At 69.0% G+C, this 17295-nt stretch carries 19 protein-coding genes; all 19 read left to right on the top strand.

The genetic code is table 11. The features are described 5' to 3' along the window. Nucleotides 1-82 precede the first annotated feature (82 nt). Nucleotides 83-2176 (top strand): ATP-binding protein, encoded by a 2094-nt coding sequence (locus tag AC5WS8_RS32040; protein WP_496107017.1) that lies wholly within the window; start codon nucleotides 83-85, stop codon nucleotides 2174-2176. 104 nt (nucleotides 2177-2280) lie between these two features. Continuing rightward, complete coding sequence (locus AC5WS8_RS32035; RefSeq protein WP_496107016.1) at nucleotides 2281-2889, top strand: hypothetical protein; 609 nt, start codon at nucleotides 2281-2283, stop codon at nucleotides 2887-2889. Nucleotides 2890-3170: 281 nt separating this feature from the next. After that, on the top strand, nucleotides 3171-4358 hold the full coding sequence (locus AC5WS8_RS32030; RefSeq protein ID WP_496107015.1) for a hypothetical protein: 1188 nt from the start codon (nucleotides 3171-3173) through the stop codon (nucleotides 4356-4358). A gap of 76 nt (nucleotides 4359-4434) precedes the next feature. Then, a complete protein-coding gene (locus tag AC5WS8_RS32025) occupies nucleotides 4435-4794 on the top strand; it encodes a hypothetical protein (protein WP_496107014.1) in 360 nt (119 codons plus the stop codon). Next, nucleotides 4787-5533 (top strand): DUF8842 C-terminal domain-containing protein, encoded by a 747-nt coding sequence (locus AC5WS8_RS32020; RefSeq protein WP_496107013.1) that lies wholly within the window; start codon nucleotides 4787-4789, stop codon nucleotides 5531-5533. The genes AC5WS8_RS32025 and AC5WS8_RS32020 overlap by 8 nt, the downstream gene beginning before the upstream one ends. 253 nt (nucleotides 5534-5786) lie before the next feature. Further along, the gene (locus tag AC5WS8_RS32015) at nucleotides 5787-6251 is read left to right on the top strand and encodes a hypothetical protein (protein WP_496107012.1); all 465 of its coding nucleotides are present in this window, start codon (nucleotides 5787-5789) and stop codon (nucleotides 6249-6251) included. A 55-nt stretch (nucleotides 6252-6306) separates the two neighbouring features. After that, nucleotides 6307-7116: a hypothetical protein gene (locus AC5WS8_RS32010; protein ID WP_496107011.1), complete on the top strand. Its 810-nt coding sequence runs from the start codon at nucleotides 6307-6309 to the stop codon at nucleotides 7114-7116. A 19-nt stretch (nucleotides 7117-7135) separates the two neighbouring features. Further along, the gene (locus tag AC5WS8_RS32005; protein WP_496107010.1) at nucleotides 7136-7432 is read left to right on the top strand and encodes a hypothetical protein; all 297 of its coding nucleotides are present in this window, start codon (nucleotides 7136-7138) and stop codon (nucleotides 7430-7432) included. 131 nt (nucleotides 7433-7563) lie between these two features. Further along, nucleotides 7564-8136: a hypothetical protein gene (locus AC5WS8_RS32000; protein WP_496107009.1), complete on the top strand. Its 573-nt coding sequence runs from the start codon at nucleotides 7564-7566 to the stop codon at nucleotides 8134-8136. Nucleotides 8137-8377: 241 nt separating this feature from the next. Further along, nucleotides 8378-8992, top strand: coding sequence for a GGDEF domain-containing protein (locus AC5WS8_RS31995; RefSeq protein WP_496107008.1), 615 nt, complete (start codon nucleotides 8378-8380; stop codon nucleotides 8990-8992). A 311-nt stretch (nucleotides 8993-9303) separates the two neighbouring features. After that, nucleotides 9304-9648, top strand: coding sequence for a hypothetical protein (locus tag AC5WS8_RS31990; RefSeq protein WP_496107007.1), 345 nt, complete (start codon nucleotides 9304-9306; stop codon nucleotides 9646-9648). 27 nt (nucleotides 9649-9675) lie between these two features. After that, nucleotides 9676-9897: a hypothetical protein gene (locus tag AC5WS8_RS31985; RefSeq protein WP_496107006.1), complete on the top strand. Its 222-nt coding sequence runs from the start codon at nucleotides 9676-9678 to the stop codon at nucleotides 9895-9897. Nucleotides 9898-10651: 754 nt separating this feature from the next. Next, nucleotides 10652-10891: a hypothetical protein gene (locus tag AC5WS8_RS31980; protein ID WP_496107005.1), complete on the top strand. Its 240-nt coding sequence runs from the start codon at nucleotides 10652-10654 to the stop codon at nucleotides 10889-10891. A gap of 831 nt (nucleotides 10892-11722) precedes the next feature. Then, nucleotides 11723-12637 carry a helix-turn-helix transcriptional regulator gene (locus tag AC5WS8_RS31975; RefSeq protein ID WP_496107004.1) on the top strand — a complete coding sequence of 305 codons (915 nt, stop codon included), beginning with the start codon at nucleotides 11723-11725 and terminating at the stop codon, nucleotides 12635-12637. A 220-nt stretch (nucleotides 12638-12857) separates the two neighbouring features. Next, nucleotides 12858-13469 (top strand): hypothetical protein, encoded by a 612-nt coding sequence (locus AC5WS8_RS31970; protein ID WP_496107003.1) that lies wholly within the window; start codon nucleotides 12858-12860, stop codon nucleotides 13467-13469. A 401-nt stretch (nucleotides 13470-13870) separates the two neighbouring features. Next, entirely contained in the window at nucleotides 13871-15109 is a 1239-nt protein-coding gene (locus AC5WS8_RS31965) for an IS256 family transposase (protein WP_496107002.1), read from the top strand. A 350-nt stretch (nucleotides 15110-15459) separates the two neighbouring features. Then, nucleotides 15460-15927 carry a hypothetical protein gene (locus tag AC5WS8_RS31960; RefSeq protein WP_496107001.1) on the top strand — a complete coding sequence of 156 codons (468 nt, stop codon included), beginning with the start codon at nucleotides 15460-15462 and terminating at the stop codon, nucleotides 15925-15927. 206 nt (nucleotides 15928-16133) lie between these two features. Further along, nucleotides 16134-16694: a hypothetical protein gene (locus tag AC5WS8_RS31955; RefSeq protein WP_496107000.1), complete on the top strand. Its 561-nt coding sequence runs from the start codon at nucleotides 16134-16136 to the stop codon at nucleotides 16692-16694. A 174-nt stretch (nucleotides 16695-16868) separates the two neighbouring features. Continuing rightward, a partial coding sequence (locus tag AC5WS8_RS31950; protein WP_496106999.1) for an ATP-binding protein occupies nucleotides 16869-17295 on the top strand: 427 nt, incomplete at its 3' end.

Here is a 17295-nt window from a genome sequence, read left to right as displayed (position 1 = left end):
TTCCGGCACGGGATTCCGTGCTTGCACATCGATTTCACCGGCACGCGGCGGGCCGGGCCGTTTGTGAAAGGACATGTACTTCATGGCAAGGTCGGATTCGATCACCACTGCTCAGGGCGTCGAGGCCCTGGCGGATGCGGAAGCCGCGATGGTGCTCGAACCCGAGCGCCCGCGTCGCCGCCGTTCACGCCCGGTGCGGCTGATGATGGCCACGGGCCGGACTGTGCGCTGGAGCTACCGCAACCGGCGCAGGCTCAGCCCGCCGGCTGCCGCGACTGCCCTGTACATCGCCGGTGCGGCCTTCCAGGACGCGCCCGAGGGATGGGGCGGCGCGTTGATGGCGAACGCGGCGATCGCTGCCGGTGTCTACGGACGCTGGCGTTGGCGGCGGCGCGCGAACTACCGCACCCGGTCCGCACAGTGGCTCGCACGGCACGGTGCCCTGCCGCAGCGGCGTGCCAACCCCATGACCCGCTGGGAGTTGGGGCGGCTGCTGGCCTCCACGGGTTCGGCGGCCGCGCTCCTCCAGACCGCAGCGTCAGCCGATGTGCCCGTCGGCTTCTATCTGGCGTGGCTGGCCACGACCGGGGTGCCCTGGTGGTGGCTGCGGAGGATCCGCGAGATGCCCGAAATAGAAGACGAACTCAGCAGAGAGGAAGTCTTCAACGAGCGGCTCGGTGGCACCGGTGGCCGCCTGTATGGGGCAACCTTGACTGCGGCGGAGGACCTGCCGGGCCTAGACGGAAAGGCATGGGGCGGCACGATTGTGCTCTCCCCAGGCCGTCAGCAGTACTCGGATGCCAAGACCGCCACCCCGATGATCGCCTCCGCCTACGGACTGCCGATCTCGTCGGTTGCGGTCACCCAGCACCCATCCGGCAGCGCCAACCTCGCCTCGCTGAAGGTATACGAGCGCAACCCGCTGGAGGACATGCCGCACTGGCCGGGCATCGGTTCCACTTTCGACCCAGTCAGCGGCATCGCGCACATCGGCCTGCACATCGACAACGCCCCGGCGCTGTACCGGTATCACCGGCCGGACTGGGGCACGGTCCATGACCTGATCACCGGGTCGACTGGTTCGGGTAAGAGCGAGCTGCTACGTCAGCTGTTCGCGATCGACCGGCACACTGGGATCTATGTCAGCTGGGGCGGCGATCCGCAGTACGGGGCGTCCTTCGAGTACTGGCAGGACCATCTGGACTGCTTCGCCTCCGGTGTAGACGAGTGCATGGGCCTTCTGGTCGCTGTGCGCGAGGAACTGCACCGGCGCGCCGAGAAGTCCAGCATCCAAACCTGGGAGGACGAGGACGGGGACGTCTACTACGGCATCGGAGACTTCACCCCGACCGTGGACAACCCTGGCTTGGTCGTGGCCATCGACGAGTGGCAGGAGGTGTGGCAGGAATATCCGGAGGCCCTCGACATTGCGGTCGACGCGGCCATCCTGGGCCGCAAGCTGGGGATCAAGCTGCGGCTGGCCTCCCATCTGGTGGGTCTGGAGGCTATCGGAACCGAGGCGCTGCGCCAGCCGCTGGTGTCCGGGAACGTGATCGCGCTGCGGAACACCTCGCGGATGACCCAGCACATGGTCAATCTTCCCGCCGACCCCTACGACCTCCCGGGCGCCTGGCCTGGCAGCCTGTTGCCGACTAGCGGTCTGGGGTATCTGTCTGGTGTCGAGGACCGGGGAGCAGTCTTCCGCTCCTGGCGTCCGCTGAACCGCAGGCAGGCCACTCGGCACGCCAAGACGGGCAACCCGCCGCAGTTCTCCCGCGAGGGGGCTGAGCGGATCGGCCCGTTCTACTTGGAGTGGCGCCAGCGCCTGGCGTCTCGGCGCAAGGGCATCATCCTCCCGGTGCCCGGCGTTACCGACCTGCGGGAAGCCCCCGCTGCCGAGTCCGAGGAGACCGCCGGTCAGGCCCCGGCGGTCTCCACCACGAAGGCAGGCAAGGGATCGCAGCGAGGTGTGGCGAAGGCCGCGATCCTCGCCTTCGTGCGCACCCAGCCCACCACCACGACTGCGCTGGTCGCCGCGGCCACCGGCTGTGCCAAGTCGACTATCTCCACCACGCTGCGCAGGCTCGCGGAGGAAGGGCTCGTCATCGACTACGGCCACGGCGAGTGGGGCTCGGTCGAGTTGCGCGAGCAGATGCTGACCGCCGTTGGTCAGTAGGCACCATCCAACCGCCGGTGAGGCGACCCAGCCACCTGGCCCGGGCCGCCTCTCCGGCGTTCTGGCACCCCCCGTGGTGCTGCCCCGAACAGGAGCTTTGGCACATGACCCTCGACCATGTTGGTCCCCAACTACCGGCCGACGCCGCCGACTCCATGCTCGCCCAGCTGGCGCAGGCGCGGCCGGCCGTCATGCTCGACCATCAGAACAGGTTCATACGGGTGCTGACGCCCGCAGAGGCGATCGAGATGTACGACGCCCAGTTGCTGGCCGCCGCACGACGTCTGGAATCCGGGCTCGACCCCGTCCCGCCCGCCTTCCAGATCCGCTACATCGACACACCACCAACCCCTGGGCACATGGCGCCGCAGCCCACTGCATCACAGCCCGTGCCAGCCTGGGTCAAGGGGACCTCGATGCTGCTGATCGCCACCGGAGTTTGCGGAGCAGGTGTGGGAGCTGGAATCGGCTGGGCCGCCCCTGGCCTAAAGTACCTGGACAACGTGTTCTACGCGCTCTCCGCCGCCCTCATCTCCGGCGCCGCGTTGCTGTCCACCATCCGAGCCAAGCTCTCCTCCGGCAGATCAGGTTCTGTGGTTCCGCCTGCTTCGACTGGGACCCACGGCCCCGGGTGCGGCGGCCCCAAGAATCACCTCGTGGTCCGTGACCGCGGCCGCATGAAGATCAAGGCCCGCAACATCACCGTGCAGTGAACAGCCTCGGCTGACTCGGCTTGCCTGCCCGGCCTGCGGACCGCGCCCCGACAGGACGGCGCCGTAGGCGGGACAGGCCAACCGATCGACACCTGGGGCACACCCGCGTGTGCGCCGAAGTGCTCTGCAACTTCCCGACCGGCGTGCCCATGGAGCAGATCCCCCCGTGGCCGACGCACGGCCGCGGGCCTGATCACACCGACCCCAACCTGGCAACGGCCACCGTCGACGCGCAGCGTGACATCGATCTACGTTAATCCGGACTTACCGAGGAGAACTGCATGAGCAGCGAGACCGTACCCGTGCCTCAGGTCCAGGCGGCCACCTACGAGGCTCCTCGCGTCATCAGCACGCCCGTGGCGAGGGTGATCCCGTCGGAGCCGGTCCACGGCTCCCACAAGCCGGGGGCCTACCAGCACGTCCTGCTGAACACCGCTACGGGCGAGCTGACCTTCCACGAGAGCACCCAGCACCGAGAGCCTTGGAATTCCTCCTGGAAGGCCATCAACGACGTCCCGCGTGAGACCTGGAAGCGCTGGCACCCGGGCAGGCTGTACCTCCCCGGGGCCGGAGCGGACCTGTGGGCCGAGCCGGTCCCCGAGCTGCTGTGCTGGACCGTCGACTCGGGATTCACCGGACACCCGTACCTCGACGTCGAGGCCGCCAACGCCCTGCTGGAGCTGGTGACGCCGTACGCCCAGGAGCTGCTCGACGGCTTCTTCGATGCAGGGGGCGATCTGGACTGGTCGGCCGCCTCCGCCCGCGCCGGCCGCCAGCTGTGCCGCCTGACCTCCCGACACCGCGAGCCCGCCCAGCCCCAGGTCGACTCCGACCTGGTCGACTTTGCCGACATCGTCCAGCGCTTCCCCCAGGTCTACCGCCCCGGGATGCTGAGCCTGTCCCTCGACAAGCTCGCGGAACGGACCGGCATCCACACGCGGTGCCTCGGTTCGGAGCACTGGCACCCGGAGATCAAGAAGGTCTTCGGCCGCCCGTACAGCGACGGCAGCGGCGTGGGCCTGCACGTGCTCGGTGTGCGTTCCTGGTACCGGACCGTACTGATGGACGGAGACCCCCGGCCGGCGCACGACTTCGGCGACTGGGACGCCGAGCACGGCCGTCTGACCGCCAGTGAGATCACCTCCCAGACCAGCGACGCCGCCCTGAACGCCTGGATCGAGCGCGAGGAGCTGCACGCCGCGCAGCAAGGGGTGCGCCTCTTTGGCACGAAGAACGCCGCCCACAGCCACCGGGCCCGGCTGCGCGAACAGGACTGGGACCGCCTCGCCGTGGTCGGCGCCGAGTGCGCCCGGCTGGAGAAGTACCTCACCGAACGCCGCCAGCTGGTCAACCGGGCGATCGACTGGGGCCACGGGGACTCCGACATCGCCGGACGGGCCCGCATCTCACACCAGGCCGTGCACAAGATGCGCGAGAAGACCGGGGCCGACGACCCCGCCCAGGCATGACCCTGAAACCCAACACCGCGGCGGCCTGAGCCATTCGAGCTGGCTCCGGCCGCCCCGCCTCTCCCGGAAGGACCCGATGAGCACCACCGACCCCTTCGCCCTGCTGCGCGCGACGGCCGCCGTCCAGCGCCTGGACGACAAGCTGACCGTCTACCCCGGCGACCGTCAGCGCGAACGCACGTACCTGATACACCGCGCCGCCCTCGCCGACCGCGCCGTGCCCGCCCTCGCTGAGGTCGAGGACCCAGCGATCAGCGAGCAGGACGCTGAGGCCACCGCCCGCCGTCTGCTGGAGCACGACCGCACCCACGGCACCGGCCGCGGTCCCGTGCCGGCCGCCGACACCCGATGGGACACCGACGCCCGCGGTTACGCCCGCCAGGAGCACGCCGCCGCCGTCCTCGACGAGCACGCCCAGGAGCAGGCTGGTGCCTGACCTGCAGTTGCACATGAGCCCCGAGGTCCGCGCCCTCCTCGGACCCGAGGGCCTTGCCCGCGCGGCCGAGGTCTCCCTAGCCACCGGCCAGTGCTTCGCCTGCATTCAGCCGCTGGACGGCACCGTGAACATGGTGGTGCGCACGGGAGGCACCTACACCCACGTCGTCTACCTCCACGAGCGGTGCGGCCCCTCCAAGGTCATCCAGATGGGCCCCGACTTCGCCCCAGCCGCCCCCGCCGACGGCTACGACATGACGATGACCGCCGCCGTCCTCAACCACGGCGGCGCCGACCTGCCGGTCCTGATCGCCGAGACCGTCGGCAAGGCGTACGTCGTTAACGACAGCCCCGCCAGGGAGCTGACCAACGTAGTCGCCAGCCACCTGCTGGGCTGCGGCTTCCAGCTCGTCACCCGACTGCGCCAAGCCCCGCCGCAGGTCGCCGAGTGGGTCGGCGTGCTGCTCCTCGGGCACGGCCCGGCCGGCGAGGACGGGCTACTGGTCCTCGACCCCCAAGGTGGGCAGTTCTACACCGGGGCCGTGAACCTCCCGGACGGCTGGCTCCCCCAGGCCGCCCGCTACGGCTGGGCCGTCCTCTACGTCGGCAACATCGGACTGCCCGACCCGCAGACCCGCGACGACGAGGCCACCACCAGGGCACTGCGCACCGCCGCCCAGGCCGGACAGCTGGTCGGCGCCCGCATCGCCATAGGTACGCCAGCCCCTGCCCAGACGTAGCCCTCCCGCGCGCCATCGCCAGCGCGCCGAGACCGATCAGGTCCCGGCGCGTTGTGCTGCAGGAGCACCGGGCTTCGGGACTTCGCGCGCCAGCCCCGCTTACCGCACCCGCCTCCGGGAGCAGCCGAATGCAGCGCCGATTCCGCTGACGTAGTCCTGGCCCGCGCTCTCGGGTCGCGCCGCTCAACGTGAGCGGCACAGTGGCGCGTTCGACCCCCTCCCGACATACAGAACACAGAACAGGACATCCTCTGTGAGCGTCACCGACTTCGGCCCCGAACTGGACTCCGACAACGCTGAGGCCAAGTGCTCCCGCTGCGGATGCACCGACAACTCGCCCTGCCCCGGCGGCTGCGTCTGGGTTGCCAACACCTTCATGCACGACCTGTGTAGCGCCTGCACCGCCGAGCCGGAGACCGCGGAGCTGCGCCGCCTGGCCCTGGAGCTGGGAAGCTCCGCCTTGCACCGCAAGAGCGAGGTGATTGCCGCCCGCAGCAGTGCGCCCAAGGCCGCCGAGGACCTGCTCGCCTACTCCTCCACGACATTCCTCAGTTGCGCCGTACTGCGACTGCTGGAGCTGGCACTGCGCCTCGACCCCAGCGGCGCCGAAGCCGTCGCGGCCGAGCTCCACGAGCTACGCGACGACGCCCCCGACGAGCTCGACTCCTTCCTCAAGGGCCACGCTGACGCCATGGGCATCGAACCGAGCGCCAACTAGCCCGACCCGCGCCAGACCCCGCCCGCCCATCCTCACAAGAAGGCCTGCTGCTTACATGAACACGACCGATCCCGCCCGCAGCGGCCGCGACGAGCTGCGTGCCCTGGGGGCTGCCACCGTCGGCAGCATCCTCGATGGAATCCCCGTCGTCAGCGCTGTCCTTGGCGGCGCCGCCACCTTCCGTGTGATCCACCGCCGTTGCAGCCGCTCCCCTCTCGCGCTCGCGGCCGGACTGGGCGCGGCCATCACCACCTACGGGGTGGTCGAGAACCTGGTCGACGCCCGCAGGAGCGAGCTCTACCGGGCCAGTCACACCAGTCCCGACCTTGCTGCGGCGCTTCCCAGCACGGACGCACAGATGCTGGGCCGCCTGCAGTCGGCTGCCGAGCATGCGGCCCGCCGGGACGCAGCTACGCACGCCGCCGGCCTCGACTCTGGCAAGCAGTTGCTCACGAACGAGCAGCTGTGGCAGGGGCATCCTGACGGGACCGCCACCGCCGAACTGCCTGGCGGCACGACTCTTGTCCACCGTGCGGTGCTGGTCTCCGAGCACAACTACGTACGCCACACCTACCTGTTGACCTGCCCGGGCACGAACGAGCCGGTCGAGGTGCACACCATGGCCGGGCTCGTGCACCTGATCGAGCAGGCCCACGCAAACGCAGCCAACGCGGACACCACCCCGGAGCCTGCCACCCTCGGGGCGCAGGGCAAGACCCGCGAAGACCTCGGAGTCGATTCCCCGCCGGGCGAGACCGAAGTGCCTGCCGACACGGTCGCCGCCCACGAGGAGGCCGCAGCGGCAAGGGAGCCGACCGACGAACCGCTCCCCGCACCCCAGAGCACCGCAGCACCCGCCGCCTGAGCCTCCAAGGAGAGAAGCTATGTCCAGCCCCGACGTCACCCCGGCAGCCGCCCTGGAACAGGCAGTCACCCCAGCGCGCCAGCTGGCAGCGCCCCGCGGCGCAGCTCCGATCGGTGGCCAGCCAACCACCAGCGTCTACGACGAGGCCGCTGCCGTCTTCGCCGACGCCTCGCGACCCCTCGATGACCTCGTCGCCGACCTCATCCGCCAGGGCCGCATCCCCGGCGTCCACGTTCCGACGTCGCTCCGACTTCAGCACCGCCAATACCCCACCCTCGACGCACTCACCGCCGCCATTGACAGGGGCGAGGCGTAGCAGCAGCCCTCTGGCGCGGCTGAGGCCGGTCCCCGCCCGGGGCCGGCCTCAGCCATATCTGTCCCACTGCCTGGGAAGTCCCAGCGCTCCCCCCCTCGTTTCGTCCGTCCATCCCTGGCCCGGGAGGCTTTGTGCTCGCCAAACTTCGCGCCCGTCTACGCTCCCGGAGGAACATCGCTGCCGAAGCGGGCGTCACCGACCAGACCGCACAGCGCACGCAACCAGCCCCGGCCTCGTCCGAAGATGACCGGGGCGCTCCGCCCTCCCGGCACGAGGACGGCACCGCTGCAGCGGCCAACACCCGCGCCCCGATGTCCTCCGCCTCGACTGCCGAGGACATCGAGATCGCAACCTGCGGCGCCTTGCGTGCCGCGCACCTGATCGCGCTGCGGCAGACCGCAGAACGGATCAGCGCGATCCTGGGCGAGGAACTAGCCATCGGCTGCCAGGACGCCCAGGACCTGATCGGCCGGGGACATCACGCCTACTCTCGCGCTCTGTCCGCGAACCTCCCGGCCGCCAGCGGGCCGGACCGGTATCTGCATGTGCTCCGCGCGGCAAGCCTCATCAGCCAGCGCCTCGTGGACGCCGAGGTACTGCGACTCCTTGACCAGGAGTTCCAGCATCTGCCCGGCTGGGACGCTGCCACAGTTCTCGCCGCCGGCCACGCCCTCCACCAATCCCTGATCCAGGCCAGCGACTGACCGCTGCAAGGAGAGGAAGACCGTGCCCGGCACTCATCGGAAACCGCCCTCCGCCCCCACACCATCCGAACACAGCCCCGCTTCGGGCACGTTCTGGCGCGCACGTCTCCATGCGATGCCCGCCGCACCGCCTGCAGAGCGAGTGACGACCCTGCTGCGCGTGCTTACCGCTCCGCCGCTCCGCGTACGCCCCTGACCACCGCCTACCAACCCGACCGAGACCGAAAGGCAGCTCCTCGCCATGCTCACCGGCTCGTCCCTCTTACCGCTCCTGGCCCTGCTTTTGGGCATAGCAGCCGCCTGGGCGCTGCACGCCCGGCACCTGCGCCGCGAGATCGACAAGGCGCACCTCGACGACCTCACCGGCCTGCCCCAGCGGCACGGTTTTGATCGGACCGCCCCGGGATACCTGGCCCAGTACACCAACGCGGTGTTCCTCTTCGTCGACCTCGACCGTCTCAAGACCATCAATGACACCCTCGGCCACCCCGCAGGCGATCGGGCAATCCTCGAAGCTGCCCAGCGGCTGCGCAGCTGGGCAGGGCCGAGCGGATACGTCGCCCGGCTCGGCGGTGATGAGTTCGCCGTGGCCGCCGCCCTCCCGGCAACCGAGCGCACGGCCCGCCTTGAGGAGCTGTCCGCTCTGCTGACGCGCCCCTTCACCTTCCGTGGCGCGTCCATCGACCTGATGGGCGCCACCATCGGCGCCGCCATCCCCGATCTCGTCGCCACCAAGGACTTCAGCACGCTCATGGTCGCCGCCGACGCGGCGATGTACCGAGGCAAGCGGGTGCGCCCCATCGTGTTCGCCGAGCCTGCGGACGCTGCCGGCCGTTGCACGGCGGTTCTGCAGTGACTACCGCCCACAGCCACCGACCCAGGCACGCACCCCACTTGATGCGCTGCGCACCCTGCCGCCGCGCCTGGCGAGGCGCCGAGGCCGATTGCCTCCATTGCGGGCGCCTGCCGACCAGTGACAGTGGCACCGCACCGCCGCCCCGCCAGCCCGTGCGCCTTCTGATCCTCCGCTGAGCACGAGCCCGAGTCCTCCGAGTGGGGGTCGTCCGCCTTCACTGGCGGCTGGGACCCCGCCGAGTCTCTTCCCTCTGCCCGCTGCCGCCCTTGCACCGAACCAACCGCCCCACGGCACACCACTGGAGCAGCCGCATGGACATCCACCACGCACCCGCTCTCGTTCGCGCTTCAGACAGCCGCCACCAGATCACTCGCCCGACGATGCCCGGGCTGACCCGTGACGAGCACGAGCGGCTGCTCAAGGACTCCGTCCCACGTGGCTTGAGCCATATAGGCACCCGGGACACCGCCGACCTCGCCCAGCGCATGCAGGATCTGCGCCGTGAACAGGACCGTCCAAGCCCCGAGTTCCGCAGCATGCCCCGTACGGACTCGCCCGCGGTCATCCAGGAGCGCATCACCGCTGCTCTCGATGAGATCTACCGGCGGCCGCATGTCCGCCAATCCCGTAGTCCGCGGCCAGGCGTCGAAGACTGAAGCCGCGTTATCCAGAAGGAAGTCAGCATGCCGATGTGGGTCGCCCTGTTCTACACCGACACCCCTCAGCCCCAGGTGCTCGCCTATCGCGTGCGCGCCGCGAACAAGAGTGAAGCCACCAGCAAGGCCCTTACGCTCGCCCAGTCGCGCCGCAGTCGCTGGCTGCGATGCGGCGTCCCGGTCCAGCTCGCCCCGCAGGTTCAGCGGCTGCACCGCTTCCGCGTGGGCGTCCCGCTCTTCGTGCGGTGACGTGCATGGCCAGCTCCGCTCTGGAGCCGCACCTCACCTGTCCCTCCGACCCCTCCGCCGCAAGTCACCCCAAGCGTCATCGGGCCAGTGAGGGGTTCACCACCATCCGTAAAGTCGACGCCGGACGGCGTACCGGCCTGATTCTGTCCTGAACGGGGACCCAGTGCTGTTATCGAAGACCAGGAGGGCGATCGCCTCCGTCGTGGGCGCCGCAGTGTTCTACGCCGACGTGGGGGCCGCAGGGGCGCTCGGGCTGTTGTACGGCATCGTCAGTGCGAGGGCGCTGGGGTTGCCGTGGGCCTTGACAGTGATGTCGGCAGCCGTGGTCGGGGGCGGGATGTGGTGCGTGTTGCGAGCCGTGCCGCCTTCCCTGCCGCTGAAAATGCGCCTGGAACGGTGGGAGATCCGGGGCGATGACTGGATCACGCGGCCTATCGCGGGCCGCCCGGTGGAGCCCGCGGCCGTCACTCGCCCCGCGCTCCTGCTGAAGTCGGCGACTGCGACTGTCGCATTGCGTCAGGTAGTGGCGTCACGGGCGACACCGCCTCGGGCACTCGAGCCGTGTGAACTGGCGCGGTGGGAGTGCTGGCGCTGCGGCGGGCCCGCTGTAAAGGGCACCCACGCGTGGGACGACCGCGGCCCGGGACAGCTGCTGAGCAATCACGCGCTCGAGTGCGCCGCTGGGCATCGCTGGACCAATAGCACGGACGGCGGGTGAGCCATGATGCGGTTGTTGCCAACCTGGATCACTGACGTGGCCGTGGACTTCGTAGGGCATTGGCGGATCAGCCGGGCCATTGATCGCGCGTTCGCGGCCGAGGACCCGCAGGCGCTCACGGTCTTCAGGACCGGTGCATTCGCCGCAACCTTCACGCGCCGTGGCCGCAAGGCCCGCGGTGAGGAACTTGCGGAGTACGCCCGGTTGGTGATGGCCACCGACCTGTCCTGCTATCGGTATCACCGCACGTTCGCCGGCATCGAATCGCAGGACTGAATCCGAGACCACCATTCACCGGCAGTGCCCGGCGGGAACGACTGCGGCTGGGCCCGAATGGGAGCCCCAGCCGGGAGGGGAACCACATGCTCACTAACCTGGGAACTCGCTGTCCGGAGTGCGAATTGTCCAGCTGTAACGCCTTGGCAGCCCCACGGCAGGTCACTCTGGCAGGGATGGTGGCCAATGAACCGGTCCTCGAGGGGATAGTCACGGCGTTCCTGCTTGCCCTCGGCTTTTCACCGCCGACCAGAAGAGGCTGCCCGAGATCAGGCTGCGTTGCCACAGCACGCGAGTAAGTCTCGACCGAGGCGTGCTCACCCCGCACAAGCTGCTGTACGTCACGGGCACGTTGGCCCCGCCCGCCTGGTACGCGGGGGGCAGCGTGGGTCGGCTGGCGACGCTGCCCACCAGGAGTTCGCCGGCGTATCGAGAGCACCGGCCCGCTCGTGATCGTGCACGGGCACCCGACCAGCCAGACAGGACACGCGTACGTCCATCACACGATCCTCGCCGCCTCAGGGGTTCTTCTCGCCACCGCCACCAGCACGCTCCTGCCGGCCGTGCTGGACCTCCTCACCCGGCCGGCCAGGAGCACTGACCACGCAGGCCGCAGTCTCCCTTGATTCCGGAAGGAGTTCAGCCGTGCTGCCCCGCGCCCAGATCACCGTTGTCCCCGCCCACTCTCATGACCGGCACGATCCCTTCATGGCTGCCCACGCTGCGTTTTACGGCCCCTTCTGCGCTGGCGTCCCCTCCCGCCCGGCAGCCGGCCACCGCATCCCATCGCAGACTGTCAACCCGCGCGTCTCCCTTCATGAGGTGCAGTGCATGGCCGGGGCCGCCCGAGGGCTCACTGACGAGCAGATCGCCGCCAACCTCCTGTGTGATCTCCCCACTGTCGAGACGGCCATGGTGCAGCTGGGTAACCTGGTCGACGCTCAGGGCCGGGCCGCCCGTGCGGCAATCGTCGACTACGGCTACCGCACCGGACTTCTTTCCGGCCTGGCACCCGAGCCTCGTGAGAGACCGGGCGCCTGGCTCACCCCGCGCAGGCTCGCAATCCTGGAACTCATCGCTCGGGGCCAGCCCGACCGGAAGATCGCCACGGCCGTCGGTTGTGCGCCCAGGGCCGTCACCACCGCAGTGCACCACATCCTGCGCAACCTACGAGCCGAGGACCGCGCACACGCTGTGGCTCTGGCCCACCAGCAGGGCCTTTTCACCCAGCCTCTGGTGCCGTTCCCAACCCACCGGCCGAGGCGGGCCTTCTCCACCCTGGAGGCTCAACTCGTCGAAGCGCTGGCAGCAGGACAGACCAAACTGCAGATCCGTACCAGTCGGGGGCTGTCCGCGAAGACCGTCACCCGCCTCCTGACCCGCGCCGCCGCCGCGGCGGGTGTCCGGCCCCGCCGCGGCTACGCCGCCCTCGTCGACTCCGCATATCGCGGCCGGTTGCTCGCCGCGCGGGCCGTCGACCGCGCCAGCGCCCCATGCCTGCCGGAGCGGCACCACCACGTTCTCATCGGCATCGCCCATGGGTGGAGCGACGAGGAGATTGCCCACAGGCTGGGCTTGTCGACCGCGACCGTGAAGACCGCGGCCCGGATCCTGTACGGCACGCTCGGCGCCGCCACCCGCGCCCAAGCTGTCGCTCGTGGCTGGGAGCTCCGCCTGCTGGGGGCCTCGCTTCCGGCCACCCACACAACTGCCCGGCCGGTAGCTCTGTCCCGGGCGGCCGCATGAAACCACGCCCATCCATCCTTGTCGCCCTTGAGCACTGGCGGCCAGTTGCCAAACGGCTCATCCGTCGCACGAAAGGAGCGGGCCACGCGGCCCCGCACAGCCCATGAACCGCGAAGTTTTGTCCCTGCAACTCGAGGACCATCTCTTCTCTGGGCGCGCCGCAGCGCCGAGTAGCTTCTACCTCACCCAGGTGGCGCCGCCCGGCGGGCAAGGACCCGCCGTGGATGCCGTCTACTTCACTGTCTCGCCCCGCAGCGACGCAGCCGCCACGATCGACATCTACCTCCTTGTTGCTGACCGTGCTGACTGGCTTGCTCTTCAGCGCGCACCCACCCCCGAGGACTGGGCGTCGTACGCCACCCGCTGCTGGATCGTCGCCGCCAGCCCGGACATCGTCGCGGTGGATGACCTCCCCAGCGGATGGGGTCTCCTGCTGGCCGACCCCCCCGGCTCCCAGGACCTCTTCACCGTGACGAAGCGTCCCCACACCCGCCGCGCAGTCATCGACGCTCCGTTGCTGCTGGCGCTACTCACCAACCAGCGCGACAGCTACGTCCAGCGGATCGCGGGCATCCGCAGCCAGCACAAACGCCACGCCGGGAGGCCCACGTCCGGCCTCGGCAACGAGCCAGCCACCACCACGGGATCGGCGCCGAGAGACACCGAGGGCGAGCCATTGAATGCGATCTCAGACCGCAATAGTTTGCCCTCCCATCGAGAAGGCAGACGCCTGCCGACCGGACTTCAGCCCCCCGGGCACGGGCAACCGCCTGCGGAGATTCCCCAAGACATGACCAGCGGGCCGCGAACCGCCCAGATCCTTCCTGCCTGACCACACCTTCGACGAACAGGGGAGCCGATGCTCGCCACTGCCGCTCCCTGGGGAGCGACTCTCTTGACGAGGCTTCAGGTCCTGACCACCCCTCCTCGCCGCCTAAGAACCGGATCTGGCCCATCCCCCGCGGCCCAAGCTCACGCATACATCCAGAAGCACCACCCGGCCACGCTCGGGCGGCTTGTGACTGCGGAAGACTGGTCGGTGGTGATGCCGTCCGCGCCCCCGGGCCAGCCGCGATCGTGTCCCTCGTTGTGGTGTACGGGATCAGTGGCCGGGAGTGCGCGGGCGTTTGCCCGGGGCGCACTTCCACGGGTGAGTACCGCTCCCTGAACAGGAGGCGGGCCACCGCGTAACTCTCCTTGGTGAACGCCCAGTTCAACCACGAGGAGTGCACGATGGCCCTGTCCCAGTCTGAACTGTTACGGCTCCTTGAGTCACTACGCTCGACCGACGGAATCGAGCTCATCCGCGCCATCGCCGAGCGGATGGTGCAGGAGCTGATCGAGGCCGAGGCGAGTGCCCATATCGGTGCGGAGTGGAACGAGCACACGCCGACGCGGACCACAGTCCGCAACGGGCACCGCGACAAGGTGCTGACCACGCTGGCCGGCGATCTGGACCTGGAGATCCCCAAGGTCCGCACCGGCAGCTTCTTCCCCAGCCTGCTGGAGCGTCGGCGCCGCATCGACCAGGCCCTCTACGCCGTCATCATGGAGGCATACGTGCACGGCGTGTCCACCCGCAGCGTCGACGACCTGGTCAAAGCCCTCGGCGGGGACAGCGGCATCTCTAAGTCCGAGGTCTCGCGGATCTGCGCGGCCCTGGACGAGCCATTGACCGCGTTCCGCACCCGCCCACTGGATCACGTCCGCTTCCCCTACGTCTACCTGGACGCGACCTACTGCAAAGCGCGGGTGAACCATCAGATCGTCTCCCGGGCCGTGGTGGTCGCCACCGGTATCACCGAGGACGGAGGCCGCGAGGTCCTGGGCTTGATGGTCGGCGACAGTGAGAGCGAGGCGTTCTGGAAGGAGTTCCTGCGCTCGCTGCGCGAACGCGGCCTGTCCGGGGTCCGGCTGGTCGTCACCGACCAGCACGCCGGGCTGGTCGCCGCGGTCCGCAAGGTGATGCTCGGCGCCGCCTGGCAGCGGTGCAGGGTTCACTTCCTGCGCAACGTTTTCAGCGTGATCGACCGGGATTCCGGTGAGATGGTCGCCGCGACGATCCGCACCATCTTCACCCAGCCCACCGCCGGCCTCGTACGCACCCAGCTGGACACCGTCGCGGACATGCTCGGCGTCCAGTTCCCCAAGGTCAAAGCGATGCTGCTGGAGGCGAAGGAAGATCTGACCGCGTTCGCGGACTTCCCGCCCAGGCACTGGAAGAAGATCCAGTCGACGAACCCGTTGGAGCGGGTAAACCGGGAGATCAAGCGCAGGATCGACGTCGTCCAGGTCTTTCCCAACGACGACGCGCTCATCCGGCTGGTCACCGCCGTGCTCTTCGAGATGCATGACGAATGGATCGCCTTCCCCCGCCGCTACCTCCCCGAAGGCAGCATGGGCGAGATCTACCGCGAACTCCCCGAAAGCGCCCCGGCGCTACCCAACACCCCGAATACGCCCGCCAGTTGATCCCCTACACCACGGCAAGGGACACGACCCCAGCCGCGGCTCGACGACGCCCTGCCTGAGCCGCCCGAAACCGGAAGCAAAGCTGTCCTCACGCTCGGCGTTCATACCTGGCTCCACTTCAGCGGTGAAGCCCAAGCGCCACAGGCGGCCGAGCTCCACCTCATCAGCCTGTGCGAGTGCGGACGGTTCCAGCAGCACCTGATCCCCAACGACTTGGTCCTCGCCCACCTCCTGAACACGGTCGATCAAGAGCAGGGCCTTCCCTGTCTGCCCACGGCGTGTCCGCGCGCCGCCACCGAGTACATGCTGAATCCGTGAGCTCTACACGCTCGCCTGACCCGCCAAAGGCCATGACCTACTACTTCGACGACCCCCTGGTCGATGTAACCGCCCACCAGCTCCAGACCGCGCCCGCTGGGCAGTCCACCAGCCTGCTTGGCTTCCCCACACAATTGGTGACGGCCACGTGCTCCTGCGGGCGCTGGCACAACAACGAACACTGGCAGCGCAGCGCCCACCTCGAGCCGTTTGACCAGCACATGCACGAGGTCCAAGAGCACGCCCACGCGACTGCTCGACTCGCCGAGCGGCTGACCCCCAGCCAACTCCAACTCCTGCTCCTGGTCCAGGCCGGGCGGGTCACGGCGACTGAAAGCGGTCATAGCGTCAGCAGCCTTGCTGAGCCGACAATCGCAACGGGCGGTGCCACGGCCGCACTGGAGCGCTTGGCCATCGACGGATGGATTGTCCTGCCAAGAGGCAAAAGCGCCGCGCTGACCCTGGAGGGACATACTGCCCTCCGCAGCCGAATGCCCTGATCGTAAAGACCACGCCTCAGGATGGTCGGCCCCGCTTGAACACATCGGCATGGCTCCTCCCTGCCCCGGGACAAACACTGCAGCACGAAGGACCCTCCATGTCTCACCGAGCCGGCACCTTCACCGCAATGGCTTCGCTCTCGCCGCTTGAGCCCGGCTGACGAAGCCACCACTCCAACCCAACAGCGACGCCCGAGGAGCGACCTGTGTACCAGAAACTCACTGCGGACACCGTCGGTGCTGCGCGCGAGATCATCCGCCAGGCGGCCAGCGAGATCGACGGCGCACTCCACGAACGGCAGCTTGTCAACGCCCGCGCCGACGAGGCTCTCCGCCGCCCGCTGCGCATGATGATCTATTTCGCCTTTAGCGACTTGGAGCGGGAAGGGCCCGTTTCGGCCCGCGAGCCCACGGAGGGCTACACCAGGTTCCAGGCAAACACCGTCCTGGAGGCTCAGAACATCCTGAGCACGGCCCGAAAAAAGGTCGAGGTCGAGGCCCTCCTGCGGCCCGTCCACCATCGGCACCGCAAGAATGAGGACGGCCGGCCGCTGCGCGTTACCGTCTTCTACAACCTGCCCGACCTGGACCGTCCCGACCCACTCGACGTCAATGAGTGTTTGTGGCTGCCGTACGACGGCATCCCGCCCGGGCTGCAGCTGCGCAACCTTCACCCCGAGCACAGGATGCGCCGACTGGCGCCCGGCCCCCGGGCCGGCGGCCCGCCTCAGCGCAGAAACCTGCTGCGGCTGCGGCGCCGTCGCTGAAGCTCACCGCGCTACCGGCCCCGCCACCACTTCTTGGTGAGCGGGGCCTCGGTCGTTCGAGCCACTCTTGGCCAGACCCGCTCGAGCATGCCCCCGCCCGCCGCAAATCCGAAACTACCCGCTCCCCCGTGGCCCCTGCCCAACGAACACCTTCTTCGGCAGTAAGGACAGCCCGTGCCCAGGTTCTCCCACCAGATCAGCAGCCCGGTTACGCAAGCGGCCCACCCCCAAAACCAGCTTCGATGGACGCGGCGAAGCTCAGTCTCCCGGCCTGCCGAAACCGCCCAGATCGGCGAATTGCGCTCCGCGGGGGCGGATCTGCTCAAGGCATGCCTCCCCGACCCCCGTGTCTACGATGCAGTGGAGAGCGACGCTAAGTTACTTATCACCGAAGTCGCCACCAATGCTCTCGTGCATGGCGAGGCAACCGTACTTACGCTCACCCTGGCCACCAGCGGACGAGCGATGCGATTCTCCATCACCGGCCAGACCAGCGCTCTGCCCCCCGGACAACGCCGACTCTGCCCTCAGCCCACCGCTGAGTCCGGGCGGGGGCTGTTCCTCGTCGACGCGCTGGCGACGGCGTGGGGAGCCGACCCCC

This window comes from Streptomyces sp. PTL18 (assembly GCF_059510295.1).
Note: the sequence above shows the minus strand (reverse complement) of the source record. Positions and strands in the feature narration are given on the sequence as shown.

What these genes read in the sequence shown, in the direction of transcription:
- AC5WS8_RS32040 (WP_496107017.1), top strand. Translation starts at nt 83, where the DNA reads ATGGCAAGGTCGGATTCGATCACCACTGCTCAGGGCGTCGAGGCCCTG.
- AC5WS8_RS32035 (WP_496107016.1), top strand. Translation starts at nt 2,281, where the DNA reads ATGACCCTCGACCATGTTGGTCCCCAACTACCGGCCGACGCCGCCGAC.
- AC5WS8_RS32030 (WP_496107015.1), top strand. Translation starts at nt 3,171, where the DNA reads ATGAGCAGCGAGACCGTACCCGTGCCTCAGGTCCAGGCGGCCACCTAC.
- AC5WS8_RS32025 (WP_496107014.1), top strand. Translation starts at nt 4,435, where the DNA reads ATGAGCACCACCGACCCCTTCGCCCTGCTGCGCGCGACGGCCGCCGTC.
- AC5WS8_RS32010 (WP_496107011.1), top strand. Translation starts at nt 6,307, where the DNA reads ATGAACACGACCGATCCCGCCCGCAGCGGCCGCGACGAGCTGCGTGCC.
- AC5WS8_RS32005 (WP_496107010.1), top strand. Translation starts at nt 7,136, where the DNA reads ATGTCCAGCCCCGACGTCACCCCGGCAGCCGCCCTGGAACAGGCAGTC.
- AC5WS8_RS31995 (WP_496107008.1), top strand. Translation starts at nt 8,378, where the DNA reads ATGCTCACCGGCTCGTCCCTCTTACCGCTCCTGGCCCTGCTTTTGGGC.
- AC5WS8_RS31990 (WP_496107007.1), top strand. Translation starts at nt 9,304, where the DNA reads ATGGACATCCACCACGCACCCGCTCTCGTTCGCGCTTCAGACAGCCGC.
- AC5WS8_RS31985 (WP_496107006.1), top strand. Translation starts at nt 9,676, where the DNA reads ATGCCGATGTGGGTCGCCCTGTTCTACACCGACACCCCTCAGCCCCAG.
- AC5WS8_RS31975 (WP_496107004.1), top strand. Translation starts at nt 11,723, where the DNA reads ATGGCCGGGGCCGCCCGAGGGCTCACTGACGAGCAGATCGCCGCCAAC.
- AC5WS8_RS31965 (WP_496107002.1), top strand. Translation starts at nt 13,871, where the DNA reads ATGGCCCTGTCCCAGTCTGAACTGTTACGGCTCCTTGAGTCACTACGC.
- AC5WS8_RS31960 (WP_496107001.1), top strand. Translation starts at nt 15,460, where the DNA reads ATGACCTACTACTTCGACGACCCCCTGGTCGATGTAACCGCCCACCAG.